Origin of the sequence: Methylobacter sp., from assembly GCF_036845245.1 — a bacterium.
Classification (GTDB): domain Bacteria; phylum Pseudomonadota; class Gammaproteobacteria; order Methylococcales; family Methylomonadaceae; genus Methylobacter_A.
The window spans coordinates 91,304-105,964 of sequence record NZ_DAIUEH010000011.1; the positions used below are offsets into that span (position 1 = coordinate 91,304).

Annotated in this window: 14 protein-coding genes; 4 read left to right on the forward strand and 10 right to left on the reverse strand. The window is 44.9% G+C overall.

All coding sequences use genetic code 11. The features are described 5' to 3' along the window. Positions 1–67: 67 nt before the first annotated feature. From V7051_RS07005 to V7051_RS07020, 4 genes are all read right to left on the reverse strand, one after another. A complete protein-coding gene (locus tag V7051_RS07005; RefSeq protein WP_333874225.1) occupies positions 68–589 on the reverse strand; it encodes a hypothetical protein in 522 nt (173 codons plus the stop codon). Positions 590–686: 97 nt separating this feature from the next. Then, positions 687–3,065, reverse strand: a complete 2,379-nt coding sequence (locus V7051_RS07010; RefSeq protein WP_333874226.1) for a methyl-accepting chemotaxis protein — start codon at positions 3,063–3,065, stop codon at positions 687–689. Between the two features lie 83 nt (positions 3,066–3,148). Further along, entirely contained in the window at positions 3,149–4,945 is a 1,797-nt protein-coding gene (locus tag V7051_RS07015; RefSeq protein WP_333874227.1) for a GGDEF domain-containing protein, read from the reverse strand. Between the two features lie 373 nt (positions 4,946–5,318). Beyond that, a complete protein-coding gene (locus V7051_RS07020; protein ID WP_333874228.1) occupies positions 5,319–6,089 on the reverse strand; it encodes an EF-hand domain-containing protein in 771 nt (256 codons plus the stop codon). Between the two features lie 660 nt (positions 6,090–6,749). Between V7051_RS07020 and V7051_RS07025 the strand changes: the two genes are divergently transcribed. Beyond that, entirely contained in the window at positions 6,750–7,235 is a 486-nt protein-coding gene (locus V7051_RS07025; protein ID WP_333874229.1) for a septal ring lytic transglycosylase RlpA family protein, read from the forward strand. A 545-nt stretch (positions 7,236–7,780) separates the two neighbouring features. After that, the gene (locus V7051_RS07030) at positions 7,781–8,194 is read left to right on the forward strand and encodes a hypothetical protein (RefSeq protein ID WP_333874230.1); all 414 of its coding nucleotides are present in this window, start codon (positions 7,781–7,783) and stop codon (positions 8,192–8,194) included. A 176-nt stretch (positions 8,195–8,370) separates the two neighbouring features. Here the strand turns inward: V7051_RS07030 and V7051_RS07035 are convergent, their stop codons facing one another. From V7051_RS07035 to V7051_RS07050, 4 genes are all read right to left on the reverse strand, one after another. Further along, on the reverse strand, positions 8,371–8,565 hold the full coding sequence (locus tag V7051_RS07035) for a hypothetical protein (protein WP_333874231.1): 195 nt from the start codon (positions 8,563–8,565) through the stop codon (positions 8,371–8,373). Between the two features lie 110 nt (positions 8,566–8,675). Then, positions 8,676–8,849, reverse strand: a complete 174-nt coding sequence (locus V7051_RS07040) for a hypothetical protein (protein WP_333874232.1) — start codon at positions 8,847–8,849, stop codon at positions 8,676–8,678. Between the two features lie 194 nt (positions 8,850–9,043). Next, positions 9,044–9,403, reverse strand: a complete 360-nt coding sequence (locus V7051_RS07045; protein WP_334181129.1) for an SRPBCC family protein — start codon at positions 9,401–9,403, stop codon at positions 9,044–9,046. A 181-nt stretch (positions 9,404–9,584) separates the two neighbouring features. Then, positions 9,585–10,409 carry a helix-turn-helix transcriptional regulator gene (locus tag V7051_RS07050; protein ID WP_333874234.1) on the reverse strand — a complete coding sequence of 275 codons (825 nt, stop codon included), beginning with the start codon at positions 10,407–10,409 and terminating at the stop codon, positions 9,585–9,587. 295 nt (positions 10,410–10,704) lie between these two features. On the opposite strand from V7051_RS07050, the gene V7051_RS07055 reads away from it, so the two are divergent. Next, positions 10,705–10,914, forward strand: a complete 210-nt coding sequence (locus tag V7051_RS07055; RefSeq protein WP_333874235.1) for a hypothetical protein — start codon at positions 10,705–10,707, stop codon at positions 10,912–10,914. A 484-nt stretch (positions 10,915–11,398) separates the two neighbouring features. Further along, positions 11,399–12,970: an LTA synthase family protein gene (locus V7051_RS07060; protein ID WP_333874236.1), complete on the forward strand. Its 1,572-nt coding sequence runs from the start codon at positions 11,399–11,401 to the stop codon at positions 12,968–12,970. Positions 12,971–13,190: 220 nt separating this feature from the next. Here V7051_RS07060 and V7051_RS07065 read toward each other — a convergent pair whose 3' ends face one another. Both V7051_RS07065 and V7051_RS07070 read right to left on the reverse strand, forming a co-directional pair. Continuing rightward, positions 13,191–13,667, reverse strand: coding sequence for an REP-associated tyrosine transposase (locus tag V7051_RS07065; protein ID WP_333874237.1), 477 nt, complete (start codon positions 13,665–13,667; stop codon positions 13,191–13,193). A 529-nt stretch (positions 13,668–14,196) separates the two neighbouring features. Continuing rightward, positions 14,197–14,421, reverse strand: coding sequence for an addiction module protein (locus V7051_RS07070; RefSeq protein ID WP_333874238.1), 225 nt, complete (start codon positions 14,419–14,421; stop codon positions 14,197–14,199). Positions 14,422–14,661: the final 240 nt, after the last annotated feature.

The window sequence follows — 14,661 nt, forward strand, 5'->3', positions numbered from 1 at the left end:
TTAGCCTGCAGATAAAACTGTCGCCGAACCGGCACATATTGAGCCGGTTACGGAAATAATGAAGAACTTAATGCCAACCGCCGTATTGCGTAGTCGGATCACCGCGCCAACCGGTTGTGGTTTTATTGGCATCGGGAGTATGTACGGTATCTGCCGCCGCACGGGTCATATTGGCATGCGTATAGCCACCCATCGCTTTTGCGGCTTTAGCGACCGCCGTCGTTGACGGATTTATTTCGTATTTCGTAATTGTGTCATGAATGACTGCGACCACTAATTTCTCCGCGCCCGCATCGGAAGCAAACGACAACAGAATCGGTAAAACCGTATTGGCTGGAATTTCCACGCTGTAATGACCATTGTCCACAGCTGCATGAGTAATAACATGACCGTTTTCATCGGTCGCTTCTACCGTGCCGGTTTTAACCACACCTTTGTTATTGCTGACCGTCCCCTCTAAGGTAGTAGCCTGCGTATATTTTTTTACCACGGCTTGACTTACCTTAGCCGTTTTTTTCTCTTGTTCGCAGCCGGTCACTGCAAAACCGCTCAAAATCAGCAGTAGCGTAAACAAACTTGTGCGATTCATAAAACCTCCCAGCTATTCATAGTGTTGTTACTACAAAGTATACTGGATTATGGCGTTCAAGCTATCCCAGATAAAAGTTGAATTTTCACGGTTTTTTTTAAAATTCGTCCCAATGATCAGCACTTACCAATGAAGTTTTATGTCTGGTTACAGGTAGCGTTGTATGAGTGATAAGGCTGTAAGAACTGTTTAAGCTACCATCGACTTTAAAACTGCCTACCGTAACTACCAGATTTTGCGCCTGCTCTTCCAGCGATTCCGCAGCAGCTGCGGCTTGTTCTACCAGAGCCGCATTTTGTTGGGTTACATCATCCATTTGAGCGATAGCCAGATTAACCTGTTCGATACCGGAACTTTGTTCTGCGGAGGCGGCGGTTATTTCGGCCATCATGGTTGTAACGCCGCGGATCGAAGCCACGATTTCCTCCATGGTTAGCCCTGCCTGGGTAACCAGCTTACTGCCTTCGGCGACCTTGATCACCGACTCACTGATCAGGCCTTTGATTTCCCCGGCCGCCGTCGCGGCGCGCTGCGCAAGATTGCGCACTTCTATCGCTACAACGGCAAAACCCCTGCCTTGTTCACCGGCGCGGGCCGCTTCTACCGCCGCATTGAGCGCAAGTATGTTGGTCTGGAAAGCGATATCGTCTATCACCGAAATAATATCCCCGATTTTTCTTGAAGATTCGCTGATATCATCCATGGTCATGACGACTTGACCGACCGCTTCAACACCCTTACCCGCTATGTCGGATGCGTCAACGGCGAGCTTGTTGGCCTGTTGGGCGTTTGCGGCATTATGCTGCACCGCGGAAGTCAGTTGTTCCATGCTGGCGGCGGTTTGCTCCAGGCTGGCCGCTTGTTGTTCGGTGCGGTGCGACAGGTCATTATTGCCGGAAGCGATTTCTTTAGTCCCTGTGTTAATACCATCAGTCGCATGCTTGATTTGGTTGACAATATCTTTTAGCTTTTCCACCGTAGTGTTAGAGTCATCCTTGAGCTGCCCGAAGGTACCGGAATAATCGTTGGTGATGGTTTCGGTCAGGTCGCCGCGGGACAGTGCATTCAGTACGCGCGCAACTTCATTGAGACCGGCTTCGCTGGTCTGCATAAGCCGGTTGATATCGCCTCCCAGATGACGCAAAAAGCCGTCCTTGCCTTCCATATCCAAACGCATACTAAAGTTGCCTCTGGCAGCGGCTTCCACAATCGTAGCGACTTCATTCTCCGCGATGACCTCGTCGGTACGGTCGTGCCATTCGGCCACGGTGCCCAAGCGCTGGCCTTGCTCGTTGATGACCGGGCTGGCGATCACTACCATCGAACGCCCTCCGACTGTCATCTCGGCCTCATAATTACCGCTTAAAGCGGCGAGTATGTTTGCCTGATGCGCGGGGTTTTGATGGAAATCATCCATCTTGGCGCCAAGCAGGTTATCGGCCGAGAACTTTGACAATTGACGGCTGGTTTCCGTGTCGGTCTTATCAAGTATGTTGGTCACCCTTTGATTGGCGTAAATAATGTTGCGGTCGTTATCGGCAATCATGACGCCGGTACTGACATTATCCAGCGCAATCTTGACGCGCAGGGTTTCGTCCGCCGCTTTGCGTTCCGCCGTTATGCGCTCAAGCAATTGTTGCTGCATATGTTTCATCGCATATAACAAACTGCTGCTGTCTTTTTGATTAACCTGAATATCCTGGGTTAAATTGCCTCCGGCAATTTCCATCGCAATTCCTTTTGCAAAGTAAGGATCAATACCCAATTGTCTGCTTAGATAACGCGTTAAATAAATCGCGATGCCTAATCCCAAGCCAATGCCGGTCAACGATATGGCCAGCATGATCTTGGATGCATGACGGGTTGATTCCGTGATCGCGTGGGTGTTATTTTTTGCGTCATTGACTTGCTGGTTTTTAATTCTATTTAGTTGTGTCCGTAAGTTTTTCGCCAATTTATTAAAATCTTTCATGACCAGGTTGCCCGCCTCGACGCCCTCGGTCGCATAAACGGTGGTCATGCGCTTGCCTTCGCTGTAATACCAGTCAAAACCGGTTTCAAGAGCCGCCAATTCTTTCAGTTTTGCCGAAGACGAATTGGTGTTATTCACCGAAGTAACACTGCCACTCTTGGTCGCGGGTAATTCTGCTGTTTGTTCCAGGTTATCTCCACCCAAACGCGCGCGAAACTGTGCGATGCCCTGTTTAAAATCTTCGGCGGCTCTTTCCGCATCCTGATAGCCATCCGGGTCCCGGTTAAGCGAAACCTGGGTAAAAAGTTGTTGTATATGCAAGGTATAAGTCGCCATTCGTTCCGCTAACAGCGCATTGGGCAGGAAAGTATCGTCTACTTTCGCCACGTCGCGTTGAGTCTGCGAAAAATTAAACAAAACCACAGCAACAATGCCTATCATCAAACTTATAATGGCAAGAAAACCGGACAGTATGCGTATTTTGAAGCTTATATAACCAAACATTTTTAAAACCTTTTAGATGTTATTTCCTGGTTCCCGGACTTTCGTATCGAAATAAAAAGAAATGGCGTATCTGTTTTTAAGCGTTAATTAACCGCGTGCAGTTTTGCAACCGGTCCATAAGCAAAAGGTTGAAAGTCTTCCTGACTTTTTGCCGCTATTCGATGTTTAATAAAGAAACTGTTCCCTTCAATTTTTTTGGCCTGTTTTTTTGCTTCGGATGCTAAATCGGCTAAATCAACATGGGATTGACACTGACTGGTTGAAGCTGAATCCACCAAGCCGACCGACAGACTTATCAACGGAAAAAAACATTTTTCTCCCTTTCTGTTTTCAGTATGGATACCGCCCGTTTTTATATCTTCATCCTTGTAATAGCTTGGAACGATTTTTTCAAAGTTATGTAAAATATTTTCACAACACTGTAACCAGTCATTACCGGTAAAAATAACTATAAAATCATCGCCACCAACATGACCGACCAGACCGCTCTCTGCAGGAATGTGTTGAGTCAGCGTATTGGCAACGGCCTTGATAATATCGTCGCCCGCACTGTAACCGTAAACGTCATTAAAAGGCTTGAAGTGATCCAGGTCGAAATAGCCGAAACTGAAAAGCACCTTGGCCGCCAGTAATTGGTCAATCTGCTCATTGATCGGTACGCTGCCCGGCAATAAGGTTAGAGGATTAGAGTGTTTGGCATTGTGAATTTGCTGAAGGGTGATTTCTTCAAGCAGTTTCAGTATCGTGCCTATGCCTATATAAGCCCCGTCATTGGTAATAATAAAAGCCTGATCATTGCGCATTGTCGAGGTCAGTTGTTTACTAACCGATTCAATCGGTGTGTTTTGATCGAAGCTTAACGGGGCTTTATCGATGAATGTTTTTATCGGTTTCTTGCCATAAAGTTCAATACCATAGCGGCTGGAAAACAGCTTGAACAGAAAATGGTCGCGAAAAATAATGCCTGATGCCACATTATCATCAACCAAAGGCAGAATGGTTAAGTTACTGTCGCTATGAAACAAACGCATAACTTCACTGATTGCGGTTTCCGATGAAACCGGCATTATAAATTTAGCGATATGAGCTGCTTTGGTAGCGTTAAATTGATTGGCTTGAACGCTGATGATAAATAACGATTTATCGACTTTTTCTAAAGGAATGGCCGTTGGCCTGGCAAAGTAATAGCCTTGCGCATGCGTAATACCCAATTGCTCTACGACTTTAAACTCATCTTCTGTTTCGATGCCTTCGGCTATAACATTGCAATTAAGAGAGCTGGCAATGTTTTGAATGGACCGGACAAAATTAAGTTTGATCGGATCGTTATGAATGCCTTGTATAAAATGCATGTCTATTTTTACATATTCCGGTTGTAATTCAGACCATAGCCTCAATCCTGAGTAGCCTGCACCGAGATCATCAATTGCTATTTCAAAACCCATCCTTCGGTAGTGGATAATCGCTTCGCGCATTAATTGAAAATCATCCGTCGGTTGGTGTTCTGTTAACTCGATAACGACAGAACGGGGATCAACACCAAATCGACTTAGGAGTTTAAGCGTTTCCCCTTTTTTAAAATCCGGTTGCAACAGTACCGAAGGACTGACGTTGATAAACAGCTTCTCTTTAACATTCAAGCTCGCGTAGCGTTTTATAGTGACTTCGCGGCAGATATATTCGAGCTTTGTACTTAAATCAAAACGTTCAGCCGTATCAAACAAATTAAACGGACTGTGCAGAGGGCTATCGGAAGGACCGCGGATTAAGGCTTCGTAGCCCATGATTTCCTTTTTATATAAGGAAACAATAGGCTGAAAATGAGGCGTTAATTGCTTGCCATTAAGAATTTTTGTTAGCTCATCGTATAAGATTGACATGTAATATTCCGGCTACTCTCATAAGTATTCCGACCAGAATATGACAAAATTATTACATCAATGTGACAAGTTTATTATTGTAATGTGACAATCAGGGAAATACCGGTGTTGTTTTGTAACATTGTTCAGTATCAAAATCCGGCTCCGCAGTCATGAAAACCGGCCTCCATCAGCATAGCGGCCATCCATTTAAGATGTAAAACCACAAAGGCACGAGCGGCTACACCAATGCAATAGAACATAAAGAAAAATCAAGGCAAAAGCTTCGTGCTCTTCGTGGTTTTAGTTTGTGTAAAGAATGCTAATTCGGTTGCAACCTGTAATCCTCGCAGGTTTATCGGATGCATTGAATGCACATTCCGGATAGTCCCGATTATGAGATCTCTCCTTCCCGTGTGGTTTCCATTTCCAAATTCTGGAATTCATGTTGTTCCAGCTTGCCATCTTTTCCGGCGTCTACCTTGTCAAAAACTTTTAGCAGTTCAGGGAAGTTCTGCAATTCATCTTTTGTAACATAATGGTCGCCATTTACATCAACGTGACAAAATGAAGGAAATCCTCCTGAAGGGAACTCGCCCGTATCCTTTTCAGGTCTCTTGACAGGAGGAATTTTTTGATCCGTGGTGGATTTTTGGTTACCAGCCATTGGACATTCAGTCTCCGGATGCTTAGAAGCTGATTGCTGGGTATTGGTGGGTTGGCTGCCTGAGGCTGGTGCTTGGCCGCTACTTCCAGTTGCAGCAGATGGTTCTTTAGATGTTTGACCGGTACTTTCATCGGTTTTTTTAGCCGGTTCGCTTGGACTTGTTTTTTGGGCTTCCTCGTTTCGTGTACCGCCACTTGTAGCCTGTTCAGCGGCATTAGCTTTTTTAGCATCGGCATCATTCGCTCCTGAGGATTGCTTAGACCGCTGGCTGTCAGTTCCCGTTGTACTTTTTGGGCCTTCATAAGGGACATATCGAAAATATTGATGCATATCTTCAGTCCCGGCTCTTACAGACTTGGTAACGAAACTAAGGCTAATAGTTATAATAACCAGCCAAATGGGCAAACTGAAAAGTTTAAACAAATGAAAGTTTATCGGAACTAATGAGTCCATATTGATGGTGTCAGATATCTCATGTATGACTTTTTTGGTTTTCATAATTGTTTCCTTGTATCTGTATAGTTAAAGGATCAGTTTCATCGCAAGACTGATTTCAACAGTAATGCCTGCTTGATTGTCCGCTTGTGAGCTAACTGTTAATACACGCCCAAAACTTATGAATATTAAAATGGCATGCGATCATCAACTAAGATAGAAAACGACATCGTAGCCATGTTCAACTGAGTTCGGCTTAATCACGAATCCAAAATAGGGTGGATTCAAACCACATTAAGCATATATTCCACACATGCGTTAAGTCGGTGCGGTATCACACAATAGCCGGAATATTAAAACCAAGCAGTCGGCTCCGGTTACTGCATAGCATTGCCGAAGATAGATAATCAATGCATATCAATAGGGTAAAAGCGCCAGGATTTGGCGAAAGCCAAAATGAGGCTCATACGGTCAGACTGAGCTAGCCCTATTTATAGGGTTTTATTTATCCTCTTGCGAAACCATCTGATAGGTAACAGTACTTATTGATGGGAGAAGTTAAACCTCTTAATTTGTATCGGCGGTTTCGCATTCTCTATACCCAGCGGCCTGCTTTGCAAATATTCGCTAAAACACTATTAGTAATTCGGCCAACTAATTTTGACGTTAGCTGCCGACAAGTATTCAAGCTGATTAACTCCATTGAAAGCGGAGGATTTGACCATGAACAGCTTAAAAAACTTCCTCTTTATTAGATTCTTTATGATTTCGCTAATAGCTTTTAGCGGTTTGAGCGCATGTTCACCAGACAAATCCAATCAACCATCAAAATCGACAAGTAAAGAAAGCTCAGGCACCGACTCATCCGGCAAAGAGATTAAGAAAGTCGGCGAGGCATCCTGGTATGGACCGGGCTTCGAAGACCAGAAAACGGCTAGCGGCGAGGCCTTCAAGCCCGAAAAAATGGTCGCCGCTTCCCCTGATTTGCCGTTAGGATCAAAAGCCGAGGTAACCAATCTGGATAACGGCAAAAAAACGGAAGTACGTATTAATGACCGAGGCCCCTATACCAACGAGCGAATCCTCGATCTTTCTCATGGAGCGGCCAAAAAACTGGGTATGACAAAGAAAGGTAAAGCGCGAGTTAAAGTAGTTGCTAAACGCAAGCCGAAAACTACCCGTAAAAAAGAAGTATTGTCCAATAGATAAATGGCCCTGAAATATGACTCGATTAAAGAAGCGCCATGCCGTCCTCACACATAGCCGTACAACGTTGGTATTATCTATTTGGCTGATATAATCGTTGGCAAATATAGCCTTAACTTGAACATCGTAAAAAATGTTAGAAGTTTGCTATGTTTAATAACTGATGTTACGCAGTTATTCGAATTTAGAAGACTGTACTAACAATTTTATTAAAAGTGTCGCTAGCGCGACGGTTATTTGAATCGGGTTTGTCGCACCCGAAGGCGAGTTACTTTCTTTTGCTCCGCCAAAAGAAAGTAACCAAAGAAAAGGCGGCCCGGTTGCCGCTTGCTTCCTGCGCTCCTCGCTTTTATCGAGGGTCAGCAGAAGGGGCTCCTGCCCCTCTGCTGACGTGCGGCCTCCCTGCCGCACCCCTAACGGGCTGTTCTCGATAAAAGCTCCGGTGCTCGGCGCGGCAAACGGGAGAAATACGGTCCGTGCGTAACATCAGTTAATAAGAAAAACAATTAAATTAAAGAACTTACCCTAACAACTGATAAAGGCTAAAAATGAGTTTTAAAACCGGTTTAATCAAAATGGCAATAAAATTGACACCCAATAAGATGATTATATGGGCGGCTAATATAGTGCTTAAAGACATTGCAGAATTAACAGATTTTAATTTCGACCTTGAAGCGCGGAAAGTATACGTTCAAATCCAGCTCCTCGGTGAATCTGAAACAATTGAAGTTTGGCTGGAAGACTTTGCCGTTGTTAGCGATGCGGAAGCCTATAAATTGATCATTCAACAAGCACGATCGAACCGGATCTGGCTGAATAATTTATTATCCCGCATCACCGGAAAAGCTTGGAAAATTCCAGCGATGCCTCAATTTGCAACTGAAATTAAACTTATCTCCGAGTTGTTCGAAGCCGAAAGTCCAAAACAGGAAGATGATTCAGAAAATGGGGATAACCATTAGATTGGCCTTAAAGCCATGGGTTATGCCTTACCCATTGATTATCCCGATTCGCCGTTATTACTTTGATGTTCGTGATAACGGTAGCCCATTCAAGCGACTGTAAACTGTGGTAGCCATATTCATAGAACCAAAGAATAAAGAATATGGCCAGACAATGCCATCGAATCAATCCTGTTTTACCGGATCGTAATGGATGACATCACAATGCCGCCGGTAGTCTCTTTCATCGCATAGATTAGGTTCTGCATAGTGGCCTTGCCAGACACCTCGCCGCCAACGAGCAGGAATTGTTCCGCGCCACCCAGAGTAAGCCAGGATTGGTAAAATGTTTTTTTAACAGTACCCCAGCGTTTTGAATAGACAGCGTCCATATGATGTGCATATGGTTATGCAGCATCGCCATCGCATCCATGCGAAACGGCGGCCAGGATGAAAACAGTCATGAAAAGCCGCCGGTAATAAATCGTAGGGAGCCTCCTGTTTATTTCATTAAATCTGTTTCCATACCATCAATACCTGAGCTGATAGCGCTTTGTACCAGTTCCGCTACTGAAGCAGTATCTTCCGGCTTTGACTCGAAATCAATTGTCCAGACAACAACGCCCAAACCATCATAAGAGGTAAACACTTCGACTGTGCCTTTGTAATAAGTCACAGGGAATGGCGATACTGGCCGAAGATATACCAACTTCTTGTTTTTTGAATCGATTTCTTCATAAGCGCGCCAGGATTTTTCGCGAAAGCTAAAATGGATCCATCCGATTTTAGCAGCGAAAAATGACCTGGCAATTAATGCCTTCGGCGGCCCGCGTTCGTCCTCCGTCCGTCACGACGCACAACTTCGCGTTGCTACGCTGTGCGCCATGACTCCCGTAATGACTTGACGCCGTGTCGGATGGCCTTGCATTTTGACTGCGCTTCCGCTATCGCTACAACTTCGTCAAAACGCCCGACCGCTACGGCTACGCGGGGGTCGTCGTACGCCGCTCCACTAACGTTACGCTTCCTGTACTCCTTCATGGTATCTTTTATTTCGCCACCGCCATCAGCTATGGTCATATACCGCAATGCCCCCGGCCCATTACCTTCCACCTTACAAGTCTCGATAAACGGAAACCATACATCGAGCCTTCCTATTTTGCTGATTGCGTCCCATACCTTGTCTGAGGGTACATTTAATTTTTTTGTAATCGCTTGCTTAGTCAACATCGGTATCTCCTAACTCAGAATTTAAGCTTTTATAGAAGCTTGATTAATAAAAGTTTTAATCGTTAACAGGTTTTCAAATGAACTGTTAAGTTCACTTTAACAATACGTCTATCCGTTGTATTGGAAAAAACCGACAATTTGAATTGATATGATTTTAGGGGATTGTCATCGAATGATGAATTTACGCTGTTTGAGATAAATTCAACAACCCGGAAAACTGTATCGTTTGGGATACATCAATTTGAGGGTACAGGGATTCCGGTGAAATGCCATAAAGTTCTTGAAAGTCGCGAATCATGTGGCTTTGATCATAGTATCCCACTGCATGGGCGACATCGGCCCAGGTAGATAGTGTTTTACGTTGGAAAATAGCGCTCCGCAAACGCACAACGCGGGCATATTTTTTAGGCGTAGCGCCCACATGAGCCAGGAAACGCCGCTCCAGGGTACGTTCAGCTAAACCGAGATTTCGAGCAAGCATCCCAATAGGATAATTTCCATTAGAACGACTTAAATCCCTGCAAGCTTTTTGAATTAGCAGATCCTCATTGTTCCGGTTCAATAGCGTAAGTAAAAAATTCTCTACGCATTGAACACGCTCTTGGGCTGTCCTCTTACGCGACAAACTATCTTCGATTTTTTCTATCGCGTAACGGGGAAAAATATCCCTGCAATCTACTCGCCTTTCAGCACAATCCCTGACTATACCGCTACGGAAAACATTGAGTCCCCAAGGAGTCAGCCGTGCAGAAACGCCCGATATATTTCCTATACCTCCCAGATCGCTTCGGTAACTTTGGAAACCGGCGAGTCCGCTGCGAGTGGTATAAATAGCGTCTTTGTGGGTGGTCTGAAGCAGATCCGCATACAAAAAACATAAATACGTTGCGGTGTCCGGTAGGATCGAAAGCGCCGAATTAGCGCTGCCCGTTAAATCGTCATAATCCCAAATGGCAGTAACGTAGGGCGCCAATAACTTGCAGGGGGCAAAAGTTCTCAAACTCAAAATGACCTTCCTCAACTCTTTGAACGATCGACAGGCTTTCGATGACCGGGTTGCGTTATTCCGCTATGCTCAATGACCGGCACAACTCACCGCTTTATCCCATGCATTTCCTACTTGACCAGTTGGTATAAGTTTTGCTGCTATTTCGATAAGCTCAAAAGTAACGCGAATTCAGCGTTGTTTCTGTCGTTTTCACTACATCGTTAACACTCAATGTTTGATGGCTGACAGAGAATGAATCGTATTGCAGATGAACTGGGTTTTAAACTAATCTTCTAACAGCGAGGTAATTACTATGGCAGAGTTTTACGTTGAAATAAACGCTCAGGACAATGATGAGCATGTGGTTCATATCTCTGAATGCTCTTTGCTTCCTTCCAAAGAAACAATGCAATATTTAGGCTCGATCAGCAATACTAAAAGCGCTGTGAAAAAAGCCGCTGAAATATTGAGAAAGCAGGCTACCGGTTGTTCTCATTGTACGCCTGCGTACCAAACATTCTGATTTAAAGTTTTTTCTTACAAAAACGAATCCGGTCGGGCATGCTGTTTATGTCCGACATTCCAATGTTACAAATTCGGCAATGGCTTTCGCGTTTGCTGATGCTGGTTTAGTTTGATAGTGGGGAGCAGTTGCTCGATTTTATATTGAAAGGTTGGTCGCATGGACAGAAAAGCCAAGCCGTTCCTCCTCTCAATTCGGAGTTCGGATAGGTTTTTGAATTGCTGATACAATACGCCAGTTGAAGCACTCGGTTAAATTTGATTGAGAATACTCCCTAATTATTTGTAATAAATACTCTATCCTTAATCGCATGAATTTCATTTTATCTTTTAAGAATATTCGGTTCTCGCCTAGCTTACAATTGCTGCTATTTTATATTGTACTCTTCTTCTACAAACTCTATTTTCTGGAAATAAGCTCCAGATCTATTTTGGATTGCCAATGGTGTTTAACGAATAAGGCAATAGTTCACGAATTACAATTCATGATGCTGCTTGGTGCCCTGCATTTATTGGCAGAGCTTCCCCGTTGGCGCGTGCTACGTTTTGCCCTGCGATTTGCAGTAATTACTGCGCTAATGGTTATGGCTATTGACATAGTAATAACTCAGCAATTCTTAGTGCGTTTCACAATGCGGAAATTTATTAAATTTAGCGGCGAATTCAGTGCGCTAAAAGATTTTTTGCATATGACGATTTCCGGCTTCTGGTATTCGCTAGTTGCCGTAGCGGCCCTGATGTCGACACTGCTAACTTTCAGTCGTTATCTGAGACACGACCGCGTCGCCTCGTTTTCTCCGATATTGTTTACCTGCGTCGGTGCCGGCTTGATCGCAACCACTTTTCTGAAACCCATCGAATTTCACACACTTTATCTGCAAAATTCTCTGGAAGCTTTTCTTTACTCGCAGACCAAAAATCGCCCTTATACTGAGAAATTCAAGGAAGCCATTCTGGCCGGTGTAACTGAAAAAAACTATTGCTATGAGGGGAAAGACGCACGTCCGGACCTGATCCTGTTAGTCGTTGAGTCTTTGTCGTTGTACCAGAGTGCGCTCTTCTCCGGCATCAACGACTGGATGCCGGAGTTTGACAGCATTAGTCAAAAAGGACGTCGATTCACTAATTTCTATGCTAACGGCGTTACCACGGAGCAGGGATTAATCGCATTATTAACCGGGGAACCGCCGATTGCAAAGGCAACCGAACAAGCGATCACTGTCTTTGAACAGTTTCGTGACACTAAGCAATCCGTTCCGAAAATGCTTCATGAATTTGGATACGATAGCCTCTTTCTCACCACTGGCAATCTAAGCTTCCTCGGCAAAGGGAATTGGCTCAAAGATATTGGCTTTGACTATACAGAAGGCCACGATGCACCTTATTACCAAGGCATGAAGCGTTTCAATTTCGATGCGGCGCCGGACGACGCGCTCTATGGAAGAGCACTTCAGGAACTGCAGCGCAAAAAAGGGCGCCCCATCTTCATGACCTTGGAAACTGTCACCACTCATCATCCGTATATTGACCCTGCAAGCGGCATTCATTCACAGAAGCTGACTTTCCGCTATGCCGACCATCAATTGGGCGTGTTTGTAAATGACCTGAAATCCAGCGGCTTCTTCGACAAAGGCTACTTGATAATCGTGGGTGACCACCGTGCGATGGTACCCATGAGTAACAGCGAGAAAGCACGCTACGGTGACAGGGCTTACGCCAGGACTCCATTGACGATCATCGGTCATGGATTAAACGGTGAAGAGGAGCTGGCAAGTTTTTCTCAATCTGACTTGCTTCCGTCTTTACGCCATTGGCTGGGCAGGGGGGCGCAATGTGTTAGTTCCGATCAAGGAATCTTCCTGCCGACCGCCGTTCACGTTCCTGGTTGTATTTTTACTCAGCGCAGTTACAACACTGACAATATATTCATCCATTGCGGTGTCGAAGATTACACCATTAACTTAAACGGGGATCATTCCCAATATATTGGAGCCAAACCAAGGCCTTCCGCCTTACTTAAAGAATTACATCGCTTAAGGCTTGGGGGAGGTTATTAGAAGTTTCTATGGATTAATAGCCTCCGGCTCTTTTGATGCTTCTTGATACAATTGCTCACAATTCAATTAAAAAGTCGAAGCGCCATGCCGTCCCGACGCGTAGCTGTAGAGCTGAATACCGGAACTTACTATCTTCACTTGCGGTCGAGTTTATGTCAGAAAAATCCAGAATCTCTTGTCGTGGGCATCCCCAATCGGAATTATACACACCACGTTTTATTCAGCGGTGGAAAGTCGAATAAGGCCAATCGCGGGGGCTTTCCACCAAACCATGTTTTATAGGATTGTAATGGATGTAGTCGAAATGCCGTTGGTAGTCTCTTTCATCGCGTAAAGTATGTTCTGCGTAGTAACGTTGCCAGACACCTCGCCGACGATGGGCGATGCGGGACGACGAGCGGGGTTTTTCCGAGCCGCCCAGCGCAAGCCAGGATTGAGTGAAATGTTTTTTAATCGCAGCCCAGCGTTTTGGATAATCGGCATCATCTGGAGGCAGCATCCATATGGCGTGCATGTGGTCATGCAGCATCACCATCGCATCCACACGAAACGGCGGCCAACGTTGAAAACAGTCCTGAAACGCCGCGCGTAATAAATCCATCGCAAGATCGTTACCCAAAATCTTCGCCCGCCGTTCAGTCACCACAGTGAAGAAATAAGAGCCGCCAGGAACATAACATCGCCGGTAATTCGACATGATTCAGCCCCCCAATGTAGTTTTAGACAAATCCAAATACAGAATAATCGAGACAGATGTAGGGGGCGCATCGCGCCCCATTTACAAATATTAAAATGCCCCGGTTATTTTAAGCATTTCAACAGACCAGCCATTTTTGAGATCAAAATTTCCAGTACGATTGAACTCCGAAATGGGGCGCGATGCGCCCCCTACCAGGCTTTCATCATGTATGAAAATTCGGATACAAACCCAACTTATCCAACCCTCGTAAGCCAATATCCCGGACGCCGTCGATGATGCGCAAACGCCGTAATCTGCACTCCATCAGGAATCACCCGATAAAACACTGAATAAGGAAAACGCAATAACCCGACACTACGAATTCCTGATGGATGAATTAAGCGCCAAGCTTCCGGCCTCTCAATAATTAAAGCGATAATTCGTTCAAACTCATGAATAAGCGATTCCCCAAGTTTGGCTTGCTGCTCTTCATAAAAACGAACCGCTTCTATGTATTCGGCTTCCGCCTCGGGTAGGAAGCTATAGTTCAGCGGATCAATGCGCGCACTTTTTTTGCCACTTCCTCGCCGGGAATGGCCTGCACCCTGCCTGCATCAAATTCGGCAGCACGGTGCGCGGATACATCAGCCCACAATCTGTCAAATTCCGACTCGGATATTTCTTCAAGGCTTAATAAAAGCCGCTTCGCCAGCAAGGCTCTATCTTGTATAGACAGGGAAAAGATTTCAGATTCAAGTTGTGCAAGATTCATTGTAGAAACTCTATCTTATGCGCTGGTTCCCAAGCTCCAGAGACTGTGAAAGTATTCATTTTAGAATAAAAGCAAAAGCATTCACCACGAAGGCACTAAGGACACGAAGTTTTCAATACATTGAGTTTAAATAATTATTTTTTCTTCGTGATCTTCGTGCCTTCGTGGTGAATAGGTTTTTAAACTAATTAATCAAAGGTAAACCCCCAGCTCTGCTGGGGGACTCACAAAGTTTGACAA

Excerpts from the sequence above, each read along its gene's own strand:
- V7051_RS07025 (WP_333874229.1), top strand. The coding sequence starts at position 6,750 with ATGAACAGCTTAAAAAACTTCCTCTTTATTAGATTCTTTATGATTTCG.
- V7051_RS07060 (WP_333874236.1), top strand. The coding sequence starts at position 11,399 with ATGATGCTGCTTGGTGCCCTGCATTTATTGGCAGAGCTTCCCCGTTGG.
- V7051_RS07070 (WP_333874238.1), bottom strand. The coding sequence starts at position 14,421 with ATGAATCTTGCACAACTTGAATCTGAAATCTTTTCCCTGTCTATACAA.
- V7051_RS07005 (WP_333874225.1), bottom strand. The coding sequence starts at position 589 with ATGAATCGCACAAGTTTGTTTACGCTACTGCTGATTTTGAGCGGTTTT.
- V7051_RS07065 (WP_333874237.1), bottom strand. The coding sequence starts at position 13,667 with ATGTCGAATTACCGGCGATGTTATGTTCCTGGCGGCTCTTATTTCTTC.
- V7051_RS07015 (WP_333874227.1), bottom strand. The coding sequence starts at position 4,945 with ATGTCAATCTTATACGATGAGCTAACAAAAATTCTTAATGGCAAGCAA.
- V7051_RS07055 (WP_333874235.1), top strand. The coding sequence starts at position 10,705 with ATGGCAGAGTTTTACGTTGAAATAAACGCTCAGGACAATGATGAGCAT.
- V7051_RS07020 (WP_333874228.1), bottom strand. The coding sequence starts at position 6,089 with ATGAAAACCAAAAAAGTCATACATGAGATATCTGACACCATCAATATG.
- V7051_RS07035 (WP_333874231.1), bottom strand. The coding sequence starts at position 8,565 with ATGGACGCTGTCTATTCAAAACGCTGGGGTACTGTTAAAAAAACATTT.
- V7051_RS07030 (WP_333874230.1), top strand. The coding sequence starts at position 7,781 with ATGAGTTTTAAAACCGGTTTAATCAAAATGGCAATAAAATTGACACCC.
- V7051_RS07045 (WP_334181129.1), bottom strand. The coding sequence starts at position 9,403 with ATGTTGACTAAGCAAGCGATTACAAAAAAATTAAATGTACCCTCAGAC.
- V7051_RS07010 (WP_333874226.1), bottom strand. The coding sequence starts at position 3,065 with ATGTTTGGTTATATAAGCTTCAAAATACGCATACTGTCCGGTTTTCTT.